This window comes from Paraburkholderia aspalathi (genome assembly GCF_900116445.1).
GTDB classification, from domain to species: Bacteria; Pseudomonadota; Gammaproteobacteria; order Burkholderiales; family Burkholderiaceae; genus Paraburkholderia; species Paraburkholderia aspalathi.
The window spans coordinates 48,589-67,864 of record NZ_FPBH01000028.1 but is presented as its reverse complement, the minus strand read 5'-3'; the positions used below and the strand labels follow the sequence as shown (position 1 = coordinate 67,864).

The 19,276-nt window shown below is 62.1% G+C and carries 16 protein-coding genes; 8 read left to right on the top strand and 8 right to left on the bottom strand.

Going from position 1 to position 19,276, the window contains the following annotated elements; all coding sequences use genetic code 11:
* Positions 1–33 precede the first annotated feature (33 nt).
* The 5 genes from lptB to kdsD are packed head-to-tail and all read right to left on the bottom strand — an operon-like array spanning position 34 to position 3,656.
* Entirely contained in the window at positions 34–819 is a 786-nt protein-coding gene (lptB, locus tag BM438_RS33385; protein ID WP_093643681.1) for an LPS export ABC transporter ATP-binding protein, read from the bottom strand.
* Positions 816–1,487: a lipopolysaccharide transport periplasmic protein LptA gene (gene lptA, locus BM438_RS33380; RefSeq protein ID WP_093643679.1), complete on the bottom strand. Its 672-nt coding sequence runs from the start codon at positions 1,485–1,487 to the stop codon at positions 816–818. The genes lptB and lptA overlap by 4 nt, the downstream gene beginning before the upstream one ends.
* A 20-nt stretch (positions 1,488–1,507) precedes the next feature.
* Positions 1,508–2,116 carry an LPS export ABC transporter periplasmic protein LptC gene (gene lptC, locus BM438_RS33375; protein WP_093643677.1) on the bottom strand — a complete coding sequence of 203 codons (609 nt, stop codon included), beginning with the start codon at positions 2,114–2,116 and terminating at the stop codon, positions 1,508–1,510.
* Positions 2,113–2,673, bottom strand: a complete 561-nt coding sequence (locus tag BM438_RS33370) for a KdsC family phosphatase (protein WP_093643675.1) — start codon at positions 2,671–2,673, stop codon at positions 2,113–2,115. Before BM438_RS33370 ends, lptC begins: the two co-directional genes overlap by 4 nt.
* A complete protein-coding gene (gene kdsD, locus BM438_RS33365; protein ID WP_054035827.1) occupies positions 2,673–3,656 on the bottom strand; it encodes an arabinose 5-phosphate isomerase KdsD in 984 nt (327 codons plus the stop codon). Before kdsD ends, BM438_RS33370 begins: the two co-directional genes overlap by 1 nt.
* 160 nt (positions 3,657–3,816) lie before the next feature.
* Between kdsD and BM438_RS33360 the strand changes: the two genes are divergently transcribed.
* From BM438_RS33360 to purU, 5 genes are all read left to right on the top strand, one after another.
* Positions 3,817–5,820, top strand: a complete 2,004-nt coding sequence (locus tag BM438_RS33360; protein ID WP_093643673.1) for a monovalent cation:proton antiporter family protein — start codon at positions 3,817–3,819, stop codon at positions 5,818–5,820.
* 145 nt (positions 5,821–5,965) lie between these two features.
* A complete protein-coding gene (locus BM438_RS33355) occupies positions 5,966–6,532 on the top strand; it encodes an adenine phosphoribosyltransferase (RefSeq protein WP_093643671.1) in 567 nt (188 codons plus the stop codon).
* Positions 6,533–6,578: 46 nt separating this feature from the next.
* Positions 6,579–7,193: a LysE family translocator gene (locus BM438_RS33350; protein WP_093643669.1), complete on the top strand. Its 615-nt coding sequence runs from the start codon at positions 6,579–6,581 to the stop codon at positions 7,191–7,193.
* Positions 7,194–7,270: 77 nt separating this feature from the next.
* Positions 7,271–8,119 carry an NUDIX hydrolase gene (locus BM438_RS33345; RefSeq protein WP_093643667.1) on the top strand — a complete coding sequence of 283 codons (849 nt, stop codon included), beginning with the start codon at positions 7,271–7,273 and terminating at the stop codon, positions 8,117–8,119.
* A gap of 116 nt (positions 8,120–8,235) precedes the next feature.
* A complete protein-coding gene (gene purU / locus BM438_RS33340) occupies positions 8,236–9,105 on the top strand; it encodes a formyltetrahydrofolate deformylase (RefSeq protein WP_054035832.1) in 870 nt (289 codons plus the stop codon).
* Between the two features lie 94 nt (positions 9,106–9,199).
* Here the strand turns inward: purU and BM438_RS33335 are convergent, their stop codons facing one another.
* The gene (locus BM438_RS33335; RefSeq protein ID WP_093643665.1) at positions 9,200–10,435 is read right to left on the bottom strand and encodes a PepSY-associated TM helix domain-containing protein; all 1,236 of its coding nucleotides are present in this window, start codon (positions 10,433–10,435) and stop codon (positions 9,200–9,202) included.
* A gap of 327 nt (positions 10,436–10,762) precedes the next feature.
* Between BM438_RS33335 and BM438_RS33330 the strand changes: the two genes are divergently transcribed.
* Complete coding sequence (locus BM438_RS33330; RefSeq protein WP_093643663.1) at positions 10,763–12,931, top strand: TonB-dependent siderophore receptor; 2,169 nt, start codon at positions 10,763–10,765, stop codon at positions 12,929–12,931.
* Between the two features lie 55 nt (positions 12,932–12,986).
* Here BM438_RS33330 and BM438_RS33325 read toward each other — a convergent pair whose 3' ends face one another.
* Complete coding sequence (locus BM438_RS33325) at positions 12,987–14,072, bottom strand: AI-2E family transporter (RefSeq protein WP_093643661.1); 1,086 nt, start codon at positions 14,070–14,072, stop codon at positions 12,987–12,989.
* A 33-nt stretch (positions 14,073–14,105) separates the two neighbouring features.
* Positions 14,106–16,979: an excinuclease ABC subunit UvrA gene (gene uvrA / locus BM438_RS33320; RefSeq protein WP_093643659.1), complete on the bottom strand. Its 2,874-nt coding sequence runs from the start codon at positions 16,977–16,979 to the stop codon at positions 14,106–14,108.
* Between the two features lie 283 nt (positions 16,980–17,262).
* On the opposite strand from uvrA, the gene BM438_RS33315 reads away from it, so the two are divergent.
* Positions 17,263–18,450, top strand: coding sequence for an MFS transporter (locus BM438_RS33315; RefSeq protein ID WP_167378502.1), 1,188 nt, complete (start codon positions 17,263–17,265; stop codon positions 18,448–18,450).
* Positions 18,451–18,564: 114 nt separating this feature from the next.
* Positions 18,565–19,098: a single-stranded DNA-binding protein gene (locus BM438_RS33310; RefSeq protein WP_093643655.1), complete on the top strand. Its 534-nt coding sequence runs from the start codon at positions 18,565–18,567 to the stop codon at positions 19,096–19,098.
* The last annotated feature ends 178 nt before the right edge of the window (positions 19,099–19,276 follow it).

Genomic DNA, 19,276 nt, shown 5'->3' with positions numbered 1-19,276 from the left:
GCGCGCTCGCACCGCCGGAAATCCTTTGTGCACTTACATGCGGAAGTGCTCGCCCAGATAGACGCGCCGCACGCTTTCGTTCTCGATGATGTCGCTCGGTGCACCGGCGGCCAGCACGCTGCCGTCGCTGATGATGTAGGCGTGGTCACAGATGCCGAGGGTTTCGCGCACGTTGTGGTCGGTGATCAGCACGCCGATATTGCGCTGCTTCAGAAATTTAACGATCTTCTGGATTTCCAGCACTGCGATCGGATCGACACCTGCGAACGGTTCGTCGAGCAGAATAAAGCTCGGATTGGTGGCCAATGCACGAGCAATTTCAACCCGCCGACGCTCGCCGCCCGACAGCGACAGCGCCGGATTCTCACGCAGGTGAGCGATCTGCAGTTCGTCGAGCAAGGCCTCGGTGCGGTTCGTAATGGTTTCCTTGCTGAGCCGCTTGCCGTTGTCTTCGACCTGCAATTCCAGCACCGCGCGAATGTTTTCCTCGACGCTGAGCTTACGGAACACCGATGCTTCCTGCGGCAGATACGACAAGCCCAATGATGCGCGCTTGTGAATCGGCAGCAAGCTGATCGACTTGCCGTCCAGGTCGATTTCACCCGCATCGAGCGGCACGAGGCCGACGATCATATAGAACGAGGTGGTCTTGCCGGCGCCATTGGGACCGAGCAGGCCGACCACTTCGCCGCTTTTCACGTCGAGCGAGACGTCTTTGACGACCGTGCGTGAGCCGTAGCGCTTCTTCAGGTTGCGGACCACGAGCGAACTGCTAGTGCCGGCCGGTTTGCGATTGGGGAGGGACGCTGAGGAACTCACTGGTTCGGTGCTCCCTGGATCGTGGTGGACGGCGCGAGCGTGGCCGACGCGCCGTTCAACGGCGCTGCGCCGCCATTGCGCGGCGCCAGCATGGCGCGCACGCGGCCGGTCGGGTTGCCCGGGCCGGCGACGTCCTTACCCGCCTTAGCGGTGTAGAAGTCGCTCTGGCCGTCATAGGTAATGACGCTGCCGTGCACCTGGTCCATGACCGTTGAGAGGCCTTGCAGGCGCTTGACGGTGGCGTTGGTGGTGAGCGTGGTCAGATCCTGCTTGCCGTCGTAGTCGATCCGGATGGCCGTGCCTTCGATGTATTCATCGAGGCCTTCGCGCTTCTGGCGGAAATACGACAGATTGCCGCCGCTCGACGTGCCGGTGGCGTACTGATAGCCCTGTGGGTCTTGCGTCACTTCGACCCGATCGGCCCTGATCACGATCGTGCCTTTGGTGGCGACCACGTGGCCGGTGAAGATGTTGACCTGTTTGAGGTCGTCGTAAGTCATGTTGTCCGCTTCGACGTTCAGCGGCTTGTCCTTGTCGGCGCGGTCGGCGTGCGCAAGCGGCGCGAAGCCGGCAAGCGGCAGCGCGACGAGCAGCGCAGCGAGTCCGGCGCGGCACGCGGACAGGGTGCGCGAGCGGCCGGTATCAAAACGGGGGAACGATTCGTTCATGCAGTCACGCCTGGAATGGATTACCCGGGTTGCTTGGGCGAGCTGACGGAGCCTTCGGACGCGGCAATCGCGCCCTTCACATTGCCGAACAGCTGCATCACCCGGGTGACGTTGTTGTAGTTCATGCCGCTGGCAGTCATCACAGACATGCCGCGCTGAAGTTTAACCGGCTTTTCGGTCTCGATCACATCGTCGTTGACCAGCACCCTAAAATGCTGCGAATCTGCCTGCATCTGCGGATCGCCGTTCCCGGCCGCCCGTACGATGCGCGCGTTGTCGTACAGATTGACGATCGAGGCGTCGCCGTTCACCGTGCCGGTGTCTCCGGTCGCGGTGACGATCGGCTTGCCGGGCTGAAAGGCGCGCATGGCCGGCTTGACCAGGTCGCTCAGCTCGTCATCCTCGTAGTGAATCAGGGACTGGGCGGTCAGACGGTATTGCGTCGAGCCCGACTGATCGAGCTCGGAAACCGAGAAATTGTCCGCGAAGTAGTCGGGCGTGTGCTCCTTGGGGCGCAGCACGCCTTCGTTCTGCCGCGGCAGCGTGGCTTGCAGCAGCCACCATGTAATTCCGGCGAGCGCGGCCATCGCGACGAGCGGAATCAGTGAGGTCCAGCGAAACCGATTCATCCGACGAGGCCTCGCTGTTCGCCGCTGCAGGCTGCCGCGAGCAGCGCCTCGTATTTGTGCTGCGCGCGCAGCAGGGTGTCGCAGACTTCGCGCGCTGCGCCGTGGCCGCCGCGCGCCTCGCTGACCCAATGGGCGCGCGCGATCACTTCAGGATGCGAATTGGCCGGCGCCGCCGCGAAACCGACCTTCAGCATCACGCCGAGATCGACCCAGTCGTCGCCCATATAGCCGCATTGTTCCGCCGTCATGCCGGTTTGCTCGAGCAGGTCGGCGAACGCCTGGGGTTTGTCTTGCACGCCCTGATAGACGTGGGCGATGTTCATTTCCTTCGCCCTCACCGCGACGATGCCCGATTTGCGCCCGGTGATGATCGCCGTTTCGATGCCGGCCTGGCGCAGCAGCTTCATGCCGTGGCCGTCCATCGAGTTGAAGCCCTTCATCGTGTCGCCTTCCGCCGTAAACAGCAGGCCGCCGTCGGTCAGCACGCCGTCGACGTCGAAAATCATCAGCTTGACGCGGCTTGCGCGTTCAGTGGCGGTAAGGGGGGCGACGGGCATCAGATCACCTTCTTCGAGAACAGGTCGTGCATGTTGAGTGCGCCGATCAGCTTGCCTGCTTCGTCGACGACCAGCATCTGATTGATGCGGTGGCGCTCCATCAGTTCCACGGCTTCGACAGCAAGTTGATCCGGACCGATGGTGCGCGGGCCGGCGGTCATGACCGAGGCAATCGACAGTTCGCGGAAATCGCCGTCGCGTTCGAGCACGCGGCGCAAGTCGCCGTCGGTGAAGATGCCGGTCACGTGATCGTTGTGATCGACGATCGCCGTCATGCCCATGCGCTTGGCGGTCAACTGGAACAACGCGTCGCGCACAGTTGCGTCAGGCGTCACCTTCGGCACCTGGTCGTCGGTGCGCATCACGTCGCGCACATAAGTCAGCAGGCGGCGGCCGAGCGCGCCGCCCGGATGCGAGCGAGCGAAGTCGTCCCGGCCAAAGCCGCGCGCGTCCAGCACCGCGACGGCGAGCGCATCGCCGAGCGCGAGCGCGGCGGTAGTGCTGGCGGTGGGCGCAAGATTCATCGGACAGGCTTCTTTTGACACGCCAGAATTCAGATGAACGTCGGCCAGTTGTGCGAGACTCGACGACGGGCGGCCCGTCATCGCAATCAGCTTCGCGCCGAGCCGCTTGATGAGCGGCAGGATCGCCACGAGTTCTTCAGTTTCACCGGAATTGGACAGCGCGAGGAACACGTCGTCTGCCGTCACCATGCCGAGGTCGCCATGACTCGCTTCCGCCGGATGAACGAAGAACGCCGGTGTGCCGGTGCTGGCGAGCGTGGCCGCGAGCTTGCGGGCCACATGGCCGGATTTGCCGATGCCGGAAACGACAACGCGTCCACGGCAACCCAGGATGAAGTCGACCGCCCCGACGAAACCATCGTCGAGTTGATCGCGAAGCGCGCGCACGGCGTCCGCTTCGATGTCGAGCACGTCGCGAGCGAGCGCGAGTGCCCGGTCGCCATTGATTTTCGCTATCATTCGCGGAGTATAGCAAAGGCGCTTGTTCGCCGCGCCGGGCCTGCTGTGCCAAGCCGCTGTCTTTATTGCTGCCTTTACCGGCCCCTCAACCTTGTCGCACGGCCTTTCTCGTGCGCGGTCCGCTGACGAACGAGGACGCTTTACCGATGCGTTTTAGCCGATGATTTCCCCCCTCGAAATGACGCTATTCCTGCTGCTGGCATCAGTGGCCGGAGTGGTGACTTTTCGCTTTCTGAATCTTCCACCGATGCTGGGCTATCTGACGGTCGGCATCGTCGTCGGGCCGCACGCGTTCGGTTTGATTCCCGATTCGGTGGGCGCACAGAACCTGGCCGAGTTCGGCGTTGTGTTCCTGATGTTTTCGATCGGGCTGGAGTTTTCGCTTTCCAAACTGCGTTCGATGCGCCGGCTCGTGTTCGGCTTAGGCCTGTTGCAGGTGATCGGCACGATTGCCGTGGCGGTCACGCTCGGCTTCGTGCTTGAGCGCTGGGTGCACATTACGTGGCAGGCGAGCGTGGCGCTGGGCGGCGCGTTGGCGATGTCGTCGACGGCGATTGTCAGCAAGATGCTCGCTGAGCGGCTCGAGATCGAAACCGAGCACGGCCGCAACATCTTCGGCGTGCTGCTGTTCCAGGATCTGGCGGTGGTGCCGCTGTTGATCGTGATCGCAGCGCTGGGCGGCGATTCGAAAGATCTCGTCAGCGCGCTCGGGGTGGCCGCGATCAAGATCGTCGTGGCGTTGGCGCTATTGTTAATAGTGGGTCAGCGCTTCATGACGCGCTGGTTCAACGTGGTCGCGCGCCGCCGCTCGCAGGAACTGTTCATTCTCAACCTGCTGCTGGTGACTCTCGGCGCGGCATTCATCACGGATAAGTTCGGCCTGTCGCTCGCGCTCGGTGCGTTTATCGCCGGCATGTTGATCGCCGAAACGCCGTACCGCCATCAGGTGGAAGAGGACATCAAGCCGTTTCGCGACGTGCTGCTGGGCCTCTTCTTCGTCACGACCGGCATGCTGCTGAATCCGCGCGTGATCTGGGAGCATCCGTTCATCGTGCTCGGCTTCCTGGTCGGCCCGATCCTGCTGAAGGCGGTGATGGTGACCGGGCTCTCGCGCCTGTTCGGTGCGTCGCCGGGTGTTGCGATGCGCACAGGTATCGGCCTCGCGCAAGCGGGTGAGTTTGGCTTCGTGCTGCTGAACCTGATTCTCGACAAGCATCTCGTCGACGCCACCCTGTTGCAGGCGATTCTCGCGGCGATGCTACTGTCGATGCTGGCTGCGCCCTTCATGATCCAGAACGCCGATCGAATCGTGCTACGGTTGTCGTCGACTGAATGGATGATGCAGTCCTTGCAGATGACGCGCATTGCAACGCAGAGCCTGAAGCAAAGCGGGCACGTGATCATTTGCGGTTACGGCCGGGCCGGGCAGAATCTGGCGCGCATGCTGGAGCATGAAGGCTTGTCGTATGTTGCGTTGGACCTGGACCCCGATCGCGTGCAGGCCGCTGCGGCGGCGGGTGAGTCCGTGGTGTTCGGCGATGCGGGGCGGCGCGAATCGCTGCTTGCCGCCGGTATCCATCGCGCCGCGGCGATCGCGATTACCTACGCGAACACGCCGTCGGCATTGCGCGTGCTACACAATATTCACGAGCTTGAGCCGACGCTGCCAGTGATCGTTCGTACCGTCGACGATGCCGATCTGGAAAAGCTGCTGGCCGCCGGCGCGACCGAAGTGATTCCGGAAATCGTCGAGGGCAGTCTGATGCTGGCCTCGCACACGCTGGTGCTGATGGGCGTGCCGATGCGGCGCGTGGTGCGGCGGGTCGAGGAAATGCGCGACGAGCGTTACGCACTGCTGCGCGGCTATTTCCACGGTGCGGACGACATGGAAGACGACGACGGCCATGAACAGGTGCGGCTACAATCGGTGCCGGTCGACGAAAACTCGGACGCGGTGGGCCGAACGCTGGCGGAATTGGGCCTGTTCGATCTGGGCGTCGAGGTGACGGCCATTCGGCGGCACGGCATTCGCGGCGTCGAGCCGGACCCGTCCACCAAGCTGCGCGCGAGCGACATCGTGGTGTTGCGCGGTCTGCCCGAACAGTTGGCCGAAGCCGAAGAACTGCTTTCGAAGCATCGCCGCGCGGGCGCCGCTGCGGCCTAGCAACAACGGTGCGACCGGCGTGGCGTTGCCTGGGTGTGGTTTCGGCGAGGCCGGCGTTGCCGGCCACGGCTGAGCCGCTTGCGCCTCGCCGGCCGAACCTGATTTAGCCTTTCATCGGACCCGCCGAGGTCCATCCGGAGACATCATGTCCAACGCGCTCGCGAGCGCGCCGCTCGATGCGGCCGACTACATCAAAAGCCATATCCGCACGGTGCCCGACTGGCCGCAGCCGGGTGTGCAGTTTCGCGATATCACGCCGCTCCTGCAGGAGCCGAAGTCGCTGCGCGTTCTGATCGATCTGTTCGTCCAGCGCTATATCGACGCGAAGCTCGACTACGTCGCCGGGCTGGATGCGCGCGGCTTCATCATCGGGCCGATTCTGGCTTACGAGCTGAACCTCGGCTTCATTCCGATCCGCAAGCAGGGCAAGCTGCCGTACAAGCGGGTCGCGCAATCCTATGAGCTGGAATACGGCACCGCGACCGTCGAGATTCACGAGGACGCCTGCAAGCCGGGCGACCGCGTCGTGATCATGGACGATCTGATCGCCACCGGCGGCACAATGATGGCCGGCAAGATTCTGCTCGAGCGGCTCGGCGCAGTGGTGATCGAAGGGGCGGCGATTATCGATCTGCCTGACCTCGGCGGCTCGGCCTTGCTGCGCAAAGCGGGCCTGCCGCTCTATACGGTGACTGAATTCGGCGGCCATTGAGCGCTGGATGCCAACTTCTTCCTGCACACAAAGAAGGTAAGAAACGATGCCCAACTTCCTGTTGTTCCTCGCGACCTCGATCGCTATCACGATGGCGCCTGGCCCCGACAATCTGCAAGTGCTAGCGCGTGGCATCTCGCAAGGCCGCGCGGCGGGTCTCGTCGCCGCGCTCGGCTTTGCCGCCGGCATCACATTCCACACCACGTTGGCCGCGCTTGGCGTGGCCGCGTTGCTGCGTTCGTCGCCGGTTGCGTTTGAAGTGATCAAGCTGGCGGGCGCTGCCTATCTGATCTGGATCGGCATCAAGGCGCTGCGCAGCCAGGGCCTCGCCACCGCGCACGAGCGTGCGCCGCAACCGTTGAACGCGGTGTTTCGCCAGAGCGTGCTCGGCAATCTGCTGAACCCGAAGGTGACGCTGTTCTTCGTCGTGTTCCTGCCGCAATTCGTACAGCCGCACGGCACGCAAAGCGTCACGGTGCAGATGCTCGAACTCGGCGTGTTGTTCATGTTGCAGACCGTGGTGGTGTTTTCGCTGTTCGGCGTGTGCGCGGGGATGATCGGCGGTTGGCTGAAGCGCCGGCCGCGCGTGGGCGTGTGGCTCGATCGGCTTGCTGGCGCGACGTTCATTGCAATCGGGATTCGCGTCGCCTTGCGCGATTGAGGCTATTGAATCGACAGGACACCGCTACGCTGGCTGACACCAACCGAACGCAGCTGAAGACCAGTTTGGAGTTTTGAATGACTTTGCCTTGCATCACCGCCGCGCGTCGCTTCGACATAGACGCGCATCTGCCGTTCTGGATCGACGCCGAGCAGGTCGGCTGGATTCGCTCGACTGATGTGCCCTTGCTCGCGCGCTGGCCCGATGTGTTTGAAATCGACAATACGCGCGTCACGCTCGCGCCCGCGTTCAACACCGTCGATCTGCGCAGCGCGGCGCTCGGTTCCGTGATCGGCGCACTTGCCGCCGAGGGCCGCATTCCCGGCTGGCGCAACGAGACTTACGCGATCCGCAATGCGTTCGATGCACCGCCGCTCGCCTACATCGAACGCGCGGCGTCGCGCTTCTTCGGCACGATGACCTACGCGGTGCATCTGAACGGCGTCGTAGAATACGCGGATGGCGCGCCGCAATTGTGGATCGCGCGCCGCAGCGACACCAAGGCCACCGACCCGGGCATGCTCGACAATGTCGTCGCAGGCGGGATCGGCTGGGGCTTCGGCATCGAGGCGACGATCATCAAGGAGTGCTGGGAAGAAGCCGGTATTCCCGAGGAGATCGCCGCGCGTGCCACGGCTGGACGCACTGCGCATGTGCTGCAATCGTTGCCGGAAGGCACGCAGGCCGAACAGATTTTTATCTACGACCTCGCGCTGCCGGCCGATTTCGCGCCGCGCAATCAGGACGGCGAAGTGGGTGAACACCGGCTCGCGCGCATCGACGAAGTGGCGGGCTGGATCGAAGAAGGCGCGATAACCGTGGATGCGAGTCTGGCTACGCTGGATTGCCTGCTGCGCCGCCGCTGGATCGACGAAGACGCGTGTCCGGGCATCGAGACGCTGTTCGCGCCACCGGTGCTTGCATAAGCGCTAGTCAGGCGCGGGTGCAGGTTCGGCGGACAAGCCAGATCACGCTGTAGCACGCTGCATCGAATAAGACACACCGAACAAACTACGCACTGAAGAAGGGAGTCACCCAGGTCATGTCGACCGATCACAGCTTTATCCTCAAACTGTCGTGCGCCGACCGGCCCGGCATCGTCCACGCGGTTTCGGGCTTTCTGTTCGAGCGTGGCAGCAATATTCTCGACTCCGCGCAGTTCGGCGATAGCCGCACCGGCGAGTTCTTCATGCGCGTGCATTTTCAGCAGGTCGGCGGCGATCCGGGCCAGGACGTGTTGCGTACGTCGTTCGCCACGCTCGCTGAGCAGTTCGGTATGCGCTGGGAATTGCACGATGCGTCGGTGAAGCCGCGCGTCGTCATCATGGTGTCGAAGATCGGCCATTGCCTGAACGACCTGCTGTTCCGCTATCGCACCGGTCAATTGGGTATCGAGATTCCGGCGATCATCTCGAACCACAAGGAGTTCTATCAGCTCGCGGCCAGCTATGACATTCCGTTCCATCACTTCCCGCTGATGGGCGGCACGCCCGACGCGAAGGCCGCGCAGGAAGCGCGCGTGCTTGAAGTGATCGACGAGCATCAAGCGGATCTGGTAGTGCTCGCGCGCTACATGCAGATTCTGTCGCCGCAACTGTGCGAATCGCTCGCCGGCCGCGCGATCAATATTCACCACTCGTTCCTGCCGAGCTTCAAGGGCGCGAAGCCGTATTACCAGGCATTCGACCGAGGTGTGAAGCTGATCGGCGCAACGGCCCACTACGTAACGACAGATCTCGACGAAGGTCCGATCATCGAGCAAGGTGTGGAGCGCGTCGACCACAGCATGACGCCGGAGCAACTGACGGCAATCGGCCGCGACGTCGAGTGCGTGACGCTTGCGCGTGCGGTGAAGTGGCACGTCGAGCATCGCGTCGTGTTGAACGGCAGCAAGACGGTGGTGTTTCGTTAAACGTAGTTGATGTGCTTGCAGTGGGGCGGTCAAGCCGTGGCCGCATCACCCCGCTGCAAGCTTGCGCCGAATGAGTCGGCGCTCCCTCTTCAGATCAAGAGCGCATTGCGGAGCCACTCGCATTCCGCGCGTCCGGCGCGAGCCGTGCGTTTTGTGCGGAACGGCGGCGCGCATTCAGTTTCTTCAGCCAGATCAGTAGTCCCGTTGCGCTCAGTACGGCGACTGCAATCCCCATCGCGCTAATCAGAATCCGTCCACCGATACCGAGGATGCGTCCCGAATGCAGGGGGAATTGCACCTGCATGAAGATGTCGCCCGCTGTGCCCTTGCCAGGAATCTGCGCGCCGAGTTGCTTGCCGGTGGCCGCGTCCCAATACATCCACGGATTGCCGAGGCCGAGATCACCGTGATCGTTGCCGGTCGCGTAGAAGCCGACGCCGTAGGCATGCAGGAATTCCGCGTAGTAGACGCCGCCGGGCGGCACCTTCAGGTTCTGCGCCTTACCGGCTTGCTCGGCTAGCTGCACGATGCGCTCGCGGCTCAGCACCTGGTCGCCGGGCTGCGGCGCACGCAGAATTTCGGGGTTGTTGATCGGATCAGGCGTGAGCTTCGAGACTAGCGACACGACTGGCCGAACCACGGGCCCTGACAGATTCATCGATACCGACGTTAGCGCGACGATCGCTAGCAGGCCCCAGATCCACACGCCGCCCGAACGATGCAGATCGAAAGTGAGCGCATAGCCGCCGCGTCCGAGGCGGAATGCGAACGACTTGCGCCATGCCTTGAGGCTCGGAAACGACAGCCACAGAGCGACCACGCTATCGAACAGCCACACGATCCCGACGATGCCCATCAGCCACGTGCCGATATCGACACCGCCGGTGAACGGCAAATGCAACGTGTAGTGCAGCTTGTAGATAAACGGAATCAGATTGAGCCGCGCGAGTGAAACGGCGCCCCATTCGCGCCGGCCCTGGATGTCGCCGGTGGTGGGGTCGACGGCAATCTGGTTGAAGTCGAGCGGGTAGGGCTGCTTCGTCGCGGGGTTGGTACGCGGCAGCACCATCATCTGCAGCGTGTGGCCGGGTTCGGCGTCGAGCGGCAGATACGTCACCTGCAGGCGCGGATCGGCGGCTTCTACGCGGCGCGCCAGTTCGAGTCCGGACAGCGCCGGACCGGCGGTGCGCGCTTTGAAGAACGACGGGTTCAGCGCCGCATCGAGTTCGTGATCCCACGCGATGATCGCGCCGGTCAGGCCGGCGACGAACAGAAACAACGCAATGGCGACACCGAACCAGCGGTGCAGGCGGACGAGTTGCCGCCTCATGGGCGAGCCGGCGAAATGCGGCGGGAATTCTGACGGGGTGTCACGGCAAAGGCTAGGTGCAAATGGGAATTGTTCTCATCTTATGGAATCGTGCCATCGGCTGCAAGTTTCTCGTAAGCATGGCGCGGGGCCGCTCAGGCAAGTCGCTTGCGCGCATCGCGTAGACCCTTATCTGGCACGGCTTTCAGGCGGTGCGGATTCGCCGTGTGCGACAAAATGTCGCATATCAAACCTTGCAATTAGCATAATTTCTTCGGCATCATCGCGACCTGTGTGAATGGGAATTATTCTCATTTGATATGGGTGTCGAAGAAAACGGAATCAGCGATGAGCGTAAAAAACGGGGTAAAGCAGCCGAAGAAGCGGCTGACGGTGCGGCCACTGCGCGTGGCGGCGTGTCTGGCATTCGCGGCAAGTCATGGGGCGTGGGCGCAAGAGGCGTCCATCGCGCAGGCGACGCCGGACGCAAGCGAAAAGGCGCTGCCGACAGTCAAGGTCACGGCGACGCAAGACACGGCACAACATCTGAAAGAAGACGTCAGCAGCGGGGCGCTCGGCGCGCGCTCGCAACTCGACACACCGTTCTCCACCACCGTGGTTACCAGCGAAGAATTGCAGGATCGCCAGCCGTCCAAGCTCGGCGACGTGTTCGCCACCGACGCCTCCGTATCCGACAACGGCAACGCTTACAACGCATGGGCCACCTACGTGACGGTGCGCGGCATGCAACTCGACTGGCAGTCCGGGTTCAAGATCGATGGCATGCCCTTCAACAGCTATGGCATCACGATGCCGTACGAGCAGCTCGAAAAAGTGGAATTGCTGAAAGGGCTGACTGGTTTCATGTACGGCTTTGGCGCGCCGGGCGGCGTGGTCAACTACGTGACGAAAAAGCCGCCGGTGTCGAGCACGCCAGTACGCAGCGTCGACGTCGGCTATCAGACCGACGGCGTATGGAGCGAGCATGCCGACCTCGGCGGACGTGTCGGCCCGAACGACATGTTCGGCTACCGCCTGAACGCGACGCACGAAGAAGGCAAGACCTACAACGAAGGTAACGTGCGGCGCGATGCTGTTTCGCTGGCGCTCGACGCCCGCATCACCCGCGACCTCAAGGCGACCTTCGGCGCGCTGTATCAGCAGCGTCGTTCGAGCGGTATCACCGGGGCGATCTCGACGGCGCAATATTCCGGCACGAGCTTGCCGCATACGCTGAGCGGTGGCACAGGCGACCTCTCCGGCCCCGATCAGCATCTGAATACGAACGTCCAGCTCTACACCGCAGGCGTGCAATACAACCTCGGCCAGGACTGGACGCTCAACGCAAACTACAGCTACAGCAAAAGCTCGCGCGATCGCAACGAAAGCACGTACTACCTGCAAAACAGCGCAGGCGATTACACGGATACCCGCTTCGCCGGCAAGGAAGGGCATCAGCTGAGCTTGTGGCAGGTGTCGGCGGAAGGCAATGTCAAGACCGGGCCGTTCCAGCATCAGCTCGTGTTCGGCGCAGCCTATCAGCGGCAAACCAACGACTACGGCGCGAACAGTTTCTTCGGTCAGATCGGCACCGGCAACATCTATCAGCCGAACACCAATACTTTCAACAGCGCGTCGAATTACTACACGTACCGCGACAGCGACATCACGCAAAAGGCACTGTTTGCGAGCGATACGATCCAGTTGACGCAGCGCTGGTCGGTACTCGGCGGCGTGCGTTACACGAACTACGAACAGCACGGCTATTCGACCACTGGCGCGACGCTCTCGACGTATAGTCAGAACGGTGTCGTGACGCCTTCCGTCGCGCTGATGTTCAAGCTGGCGCCGACCACCACGCTGTACACCAGTTACGTCGAATCGCTGGAGGCGGGTACCGTCGTGGGCGACACGTACGCGAACCGGGGCGAGTTGCTCAAGCCGTTGCGCAGCAAGCAGTACGAAGTCGGGATCAAGAGCGAGCATGCGCGCTGGAGCGCGACGGCCGCGCTGTTCCGGATCGAACGCGGCTCGGCATATGCAAACAGTTCGAACGTCTTTACGCAAGACGGTGAGTCGATCTTTCAGGGCGTGGAGTTCGGCGGCGATGTACGTCTGGGCTCGAGCTGGAATGTCGGCGGCGACCTCATGTGGATCAACACAAAGTACGAGAAGGGCGCGGCCAACAACGGCAATCGCGTGGCCGGCGCGCCGCAGTTCGTCGTGGCAGGCCATGCGACGTACTCCGTGCCGTATGTGCCGGGGCTGCGTATCGGCGCCGACGCGAAGTTCACCGGCAATACCAACGTGCGTCCCAGCGCCAATCTGAACGCGCCGGGCTACATGCTGGTCAATCTCGGCGCGAGCTACGCCACGCGCATCGGCGGCTACGACGTGACGTTCCGCGCGGCGATCGACAACCTGCTCAATCGCCGTTACTGGGAATATCAGTACGCGGACTACGTGACGCCGGGCGATCCGCGCACGCTGTCATTGAACGCACGCATCGACTTCTGATGCATGAAAAAAAACGGCACCCAGGTGCCGTTTTTTTTCGCTTGCTGCTACCCGCTCACACCAGCCGCAGATAAATCAATTCCCGCTTGATATACGCATAGAAGATCGGCGCCGCCACCACGCCAGGAATGCCGAACGCGGCTTCCATCACGAGCATCGCGATCAGCAGTTCCCAGGCGCGCGCCTCGATCTGACCACCGACAATGCGCGCGTTCAGGAAGTATTCAAGCTTGTGGATCAGGATCAGGAATACCAACGACATGATCGCCGCCGGAAAGCTCACCGAGAGCGCCACCGCGACGATGATCGTGTTCGAGATCAGATTGCCGATCACGGGCAGCAAGCCGACGATAAACGTCACCAGCACCAGCGTTTTGGAGAGCGGCAGCGTGTCGTGAAAGATCGGCAGAACCACCAGCAGGAAGATGCCGGTGAAGACCGCATTGATCGCGGAAATCTTCACCTGAGCGAACACGATGCGGCGGAAGGCGTCGGCGAAACGTGTCACGCGCGTGACAAACGCCGTGGAGAGCGGCAGCCGCTGCATATGCTTCTGCGCTCCGACCGCGATGATCGCGCCGATGATCATGCCGATCAGAATGTGCGTGAAGCCGCGCGCCGCGGTCTTGCCGCTTTGCTGCAGCATGTTCGCGTGCGTCTGCATCAGCTCGGCCGCCTTGGCCTTCATCTGGTCGGTATCGACCGGCAGATAGTTGGCGACGAATTGCGGAATCCGGCCGCGCGCCTGGTCGATTAGCTGCATCGCCTGGTCGAGCAGTTTCTGCACGCTCGGCACGTCGTTCTCGAAATGTTCGATGATGCCGAGCGTCAGCCCCGTCAATGCGCCGACTATTACCGCCGAGAGGATCACCACCGCGAGCCAGCGCGCGCGCTGACTCGACATATGCCGTTCGATGCGCGGCGCGATGGTGTGCACGAGTTGAAACACGAGCAGCCCGGCGAGCAAGGCGCCGAGCAGCTTCAGTTCGATGACCGCCCACATTCCGATCAGCATCAGCACGTAACTGCCGATTTCGACCGCCGACAGCTTCGGCAGGCTCATGTCGCTAGTCAGCCTGACCGGGCGTGGGCGTAGGTCCCGCACTTGCCCGTCGTCGCTCGCCTGATTCCGCTTGGCCATGGCTTATTCAGTCTCCAACCGTGTTGTGCAGCGTTACTTTCTACTGGCAATGCGTTTCAGCAGAGGCGCCAGATACTTACCGGTAAAACTTGCCTTCGACTTGGCAACCTGCTCCGGCGTGCCTTGCGCAATGATCTGACCGCCGCCTGCACCGCCTTCGGGGCCGAGATCGATGACCCAGTCGGCGGTCTTTATTACATCGAGATTATGCTCGATGATCACGACGGTATTACCCTGGTCTCGCAAACGATGAATGACTTCCAGCAGCAATGCGATGTCGTGAAAGTGCAGACCGGTGGTCGGCTCGTCCAGGATGTATAGCGTGCGACCCGTGTCGCGCTTGCTCAGTTCCAACGAAAGTTTGACGCGCTGTGCCTCGCCGCCCGACAGAGTGGTGGCCGACTGGCCCAGCCGGATATAGCCGAGACCCACGTCCAGCAAGGTTTTCAGCTTGCGCGCGACGACCGGCACCGGCTTGAAGAACTCGTAGGCATTCTCCACCGTCATGTCGAGCACTTCGCTGATGTTCTTGCCTTTGTACTGGACGTCCAGCGTTTCGCGGTTGTAGCGCTTGCCGTGGCAGACGTCGCAGGGAACGTAGACGTCCGGCAAAAAGTGCATTTCCACCTTCAGCACGCCGTCGCCCTGGCAGGATTCGCAGCGGCCGCCCTTCACGTTGAACGAGAAGCGGCCTGCTTCGTAGCCGCGTTCTTTCGCCGCGGGCACGCCCGCGAACAGTTCGCGGATCGGCGTGAACAAGCCCGTGTAAGTGGCCGGATTCGAGCGCGGCGTGCGGCCGATCGGCGACTGGTCGACGTTGATGACCTTGTCGAAATGCTCCAGACCTTCGATCGATTCGTACGGCGCCGGCTCGGTTGACGAGCCATACAGGTGATGCGCGACCGCGTGGTACAGCGTGTCGTTGATCAGCGTGGACTTGCCCGAACCGGACACGCCGGTCACACAAGTCAGCAAACCGACCGGCAGATCGAGCGAGACGTGCTGCAGATTGTTGCCGTATGCCTCGACGATGCGCAGACGGCGCTCGTCCGGTTCCTTGCGCTCGTCCGGGAATTCGATGTTGCGGGCGCCGGACATGTATTGCCCGGTCATCGATGCCGCGTTCGCCTCGACCTGCTTGGGCGTGCCTTCGGCGATCACCATGCCGCCGTGTTCGCCCGCGCCCGGCCCCATGTCGACCACATAGTCGGCCATGCGAATCATGTCTTCATCGTGCTCGACGACGATCACCGAGTTGCCCAGGTCGCGCAAATGCTTGAGCGTGGCGATCAGGCGATCGTTGTCGCGCTGATGCAGACCGATCGACGGCTCGTCCAGCACGTACATCACACCCGTCAAACCCGAACCGATCTGCGAGGCGAGGCGAATCCGCTGCGCTTCACCGCCCGACAGCGTTTCCGCGCTGCGCTCGAGCGACAGGTAGTCGAGCCCGACGTTATTCAGGAACATGAGTCGCGCGACGATTTCCTTGACGACCTTGTCGGCGATTTCGCGTTTCGAACCCTCGAGCCGCAAGGTCTGGAAATAGCCGAGCGCGTCGCGCAACGGCCAGCCGCTGATTTCGAAGATGCCGCGCGCGTCGCTGTTCGAGCCGATCCGCACGAAACGCGCTTCCCGACGCAGCCGCGTGCCGGCGCAAGCGGGGCAGGGCTGGTTGTTCTGATACTTGGCGAGCTCTTCACGTACCGCAACCGAATCGGTCTCGCGATAACGCCGCTCCAGGTTCGGGATGATCCCTTCGAACACATGCTCGCGCACGGAAGTGCGGCCGCGCTCGTTGATGTATGAGAACGGAATCTCCTGCTTGCCCGAACCGAACAGCAGAATCTTGCGGACTTTCTCGGGCAGGTCTTCGACGGCCGTGTCGATGTCGAACTCGTAGAACGCCGCGAGACTCTGCAGCATCTGGAAGTAAAACTGATTACGCCGGTCCCAGCCCTTCACCGCGCCCGCTGCCAGCGACAGCGACGGATGCGCGACAACCCGCTTCGGATCGAAGAAGGTGATCTGGCCGAGGCCGTCGCACTCCGGGCACGCGCCCATCGGGTTGTTGAACGAGAAGAGGCGCGGCTCCAGTTCCTGCAGCGAATACGAGCAGATCGGGCAGGCGAACTTCGAGCTGAACAGATGCTCCTTGTCCGTATCCATTTCGAGCGCGATCGCGCGGCCGTCGGCGAGACGCAGTGCCGTTTCGAACGATTCGGCGAGGCGCTGCTTCATATCGCCGCGCACTTTCAACCGGTCTACGACGACGTCGATCGTGTGCTTGTCGTTTTTCTTGAGCTTGGGCAGCGAGTCGACTTCATAGATCTTCGCGACGCCTTCGTTGGCCGTGCCGCCGCCCGAACGCACGCGAAAACGGATGAAGCCCTGCGCCTGCATCTCTTCGAAAAGCTCGACGTGTTCGCCTTTGCGGTTCGCCACCACCGGCGCGAGGATCATCAGCTTGGTTTCTTCCGGCAGCGCGAGCGCCGCGTCGACCATCTGCGAGACGCTTTGCGCTTCCAGCGGAATTTCGTGGTCCGGACAGTACGGCGTGCCGACCCGGGCGAACAATAGCCGCAGATAGTCGTGAATTTCGGTGACGGTGCCGACCGTGGAACGCGGATTGTGCGAGGTTGCCTTCTGTTCGATCGAAATCGCCGGCGAGAGGCCTTCGATCAGGTCGACGTCCGGCTTTTCCATCAATTGCAGGAACTGGCGGGCGTAAGCGGAGAGACTTTCGACGTAGCGCCGCTGTCCTTCCGCATAGAGCGTATCGAACGCGAGCGACGATTTACCCGAGCCGGATAGGCCCGTAATCACGACGAGCTTGTGACGTGGGAGGTCGAGATTAACGTTCTTCAGGTTGTGGGTGCGAGCCCCACGGATACGGATTTGTTCCACGCGTTATTCCAAGACTTGGCCCGTGACCTGGCGGAAAGAGGAGGAGGCTAAACCTGCTACTATAACGACTTTTCAAGACCGCCGTTACGGCTTCCTGACAGCCCGAAGAAGGTGCAAGGCAAGCTGTAAGGCTGCGGTCCAGCGCCGCGGGAAAGAGGCCTAACTGGGGCCATTTTTCGCGAGTACAAGGCGCCGCGAGGCGCCGGACGAGCGTCTGGCAAGGCCGCCGGCCCGAATGCCGCGCCGTATGTTTGCCGCCCCGCTCATTCAAAGAACGTTCCCGATGTCCAATCCGTCCGCTACATCCTCACGCATGAGCGCGCCTGAAATGCGCGCGACCGTGTCGCTCGCCGCCATCTTCGCGCTGCGCATGCTCGGTCTCTTCATGATCATGCCGGTGTTCTCGATCTACGCGAAGACCATCCCCGGCGGCGACAACGTGCTGCTGGTGGGGATCGCGCTGGGTGCGTACGGCGTGACGCAGTCGATGCTGTACATCTTTTATGGCTGGATCTCCGACAAGGTCGGCCGCAAACCGGTCATTGCGACCGGTCTCCTGATTTTCGCGCTTGGCAGCTTCGTCGCGGCGGGCGCGCACGACATGACGTGGATCATTGTCGGGCGGGTGATTCAGGGTATGGGCGCGGTGTCGTCCGCGGTGATCGCGTTTATCGCCGACCTGACCTCCGAAGAGCATCGCACCAAGGCGATGGCGATGGTTGGCGGCAGTATTGGCGTTTCGTTCGCGGTGGCGATTGTCGGTGCGCCGATCGTGTTCCAGTGGGTCGGCATGAGCGGCCTGTTCACGCTGGTCGGCATTTTCTCGATTCTGGCGATTGGTCTCGTGCTGTGGGTCGTCCCGGATGCGCCCAAACCCGTGCACGTGCGTGCGCCGTTCGCCGAGGTGCTGCATAACGTCGAGCTGCTGCGCCTGAATTTTGGCGTGCTCGTGCTGCACGCCACGCAAACCGCGTTGTTTCTCGTCGTGCCGCGTATTCTCGAAGCCGGCGGCCTGCCGGTCGCGTCGCACTGGAAGGTGTATTTGCCGGTGATGGGCCTCTCTTTCGTGATGATGGTCCCGGCGATCATCGCCGCGGAAAAGCGCGGAAAAATGAAAATCGTGCTGCTTTCCGCAATCGGTCTTATCCTGATCGGACAGTTGTTGTTGGGCGTCGCACCGCATACGATTCTGACTGTGGCGGCGATCCTCTTTGTTTACTTTTTGGGCTTCAATATTCTTGAAGCGTCGCAGCCTTCGCTGGTGTCGAAACTGGCCCCGGGAACCCGCAAGGGGGCGGCGGCGGGCGTGTACAACACCACGCAGTCGATTGGTCTTGCGTTGGGTGGGGTGGTCGGCGGCTGGCTGCTGAAAGTGGATGGTCAGAGCGCTGTGTTCTTTACCTGCTCGGGCTTGGTCTTTTGCTGGCTTATAATCGCGGCAAATATGAAACAGCCGCCGCGCAAGGCGTAACAGAACTCACCCGGTGGCGGGGCAGAGGCGCAGTTCTGGTCTCCGGCCTGCCGGCCATGAGACGCGAACCGCGCGTTGCCGCGCCGCCCGTAACAGAATCAACAGGAGAAACTCATGGCATCCGTGAACAAGGTCATTCTCGTCGGCAATCTCGGAGCCGATCCGGAAGTCCGTTATCTTCCGAGCGGCGACGCACTGGCGAACATCCGCCTTGCGACAACGGATCGGTACAAGGACAAGACGTCCGGCGAAATGAAGGAAGCAACCGAATGGCACCGTGTGGTGTTCTTCGGCCGGCTTGCTGAAATCGTGAACGAATATCTGAAGAAGGGTTCGTCGGTGTACCTGGAAGGGCGCATCCGCACCCGCAAGTGGCAGGCTCAGGACGGCACCGACCGTTACTCGACCGAAATCGTCGCCGAACAGATGCAAATGTTGGGTGGCCGTGGTGGTTCGTCGGGCGGTGGTGGTGGCGATGAAGGCGGTTATAGCCGCGGTGAGCCGTCGGAGCGTAGCGGCGGTGGCGGTGGTCGCGCGGTTTCGGGTGGTGGCGCTTCGCGTGGCGGCAGCGGTGGCGGTGGTGCGAGCCGTCCGAGCGCGCCGGCTGGCGGTGGGTTTGATGAGATGGATGACGATATTCCGTTTTAGACCCGACTTTGTTGTTTTTTTGTTGGTAAAGGCCCGCCTGCCCAGAGCACGCGGGCCTTTTTCTTTACCCACACTTTGTTTTGTGTTTAAGTTGAGTCACGACTGAACTACTACTTAGAAAAAACGGTGGGTAGATGACAAGATTCGTCGCAAAACGCGTCAGGTTCCGGAACGGGGA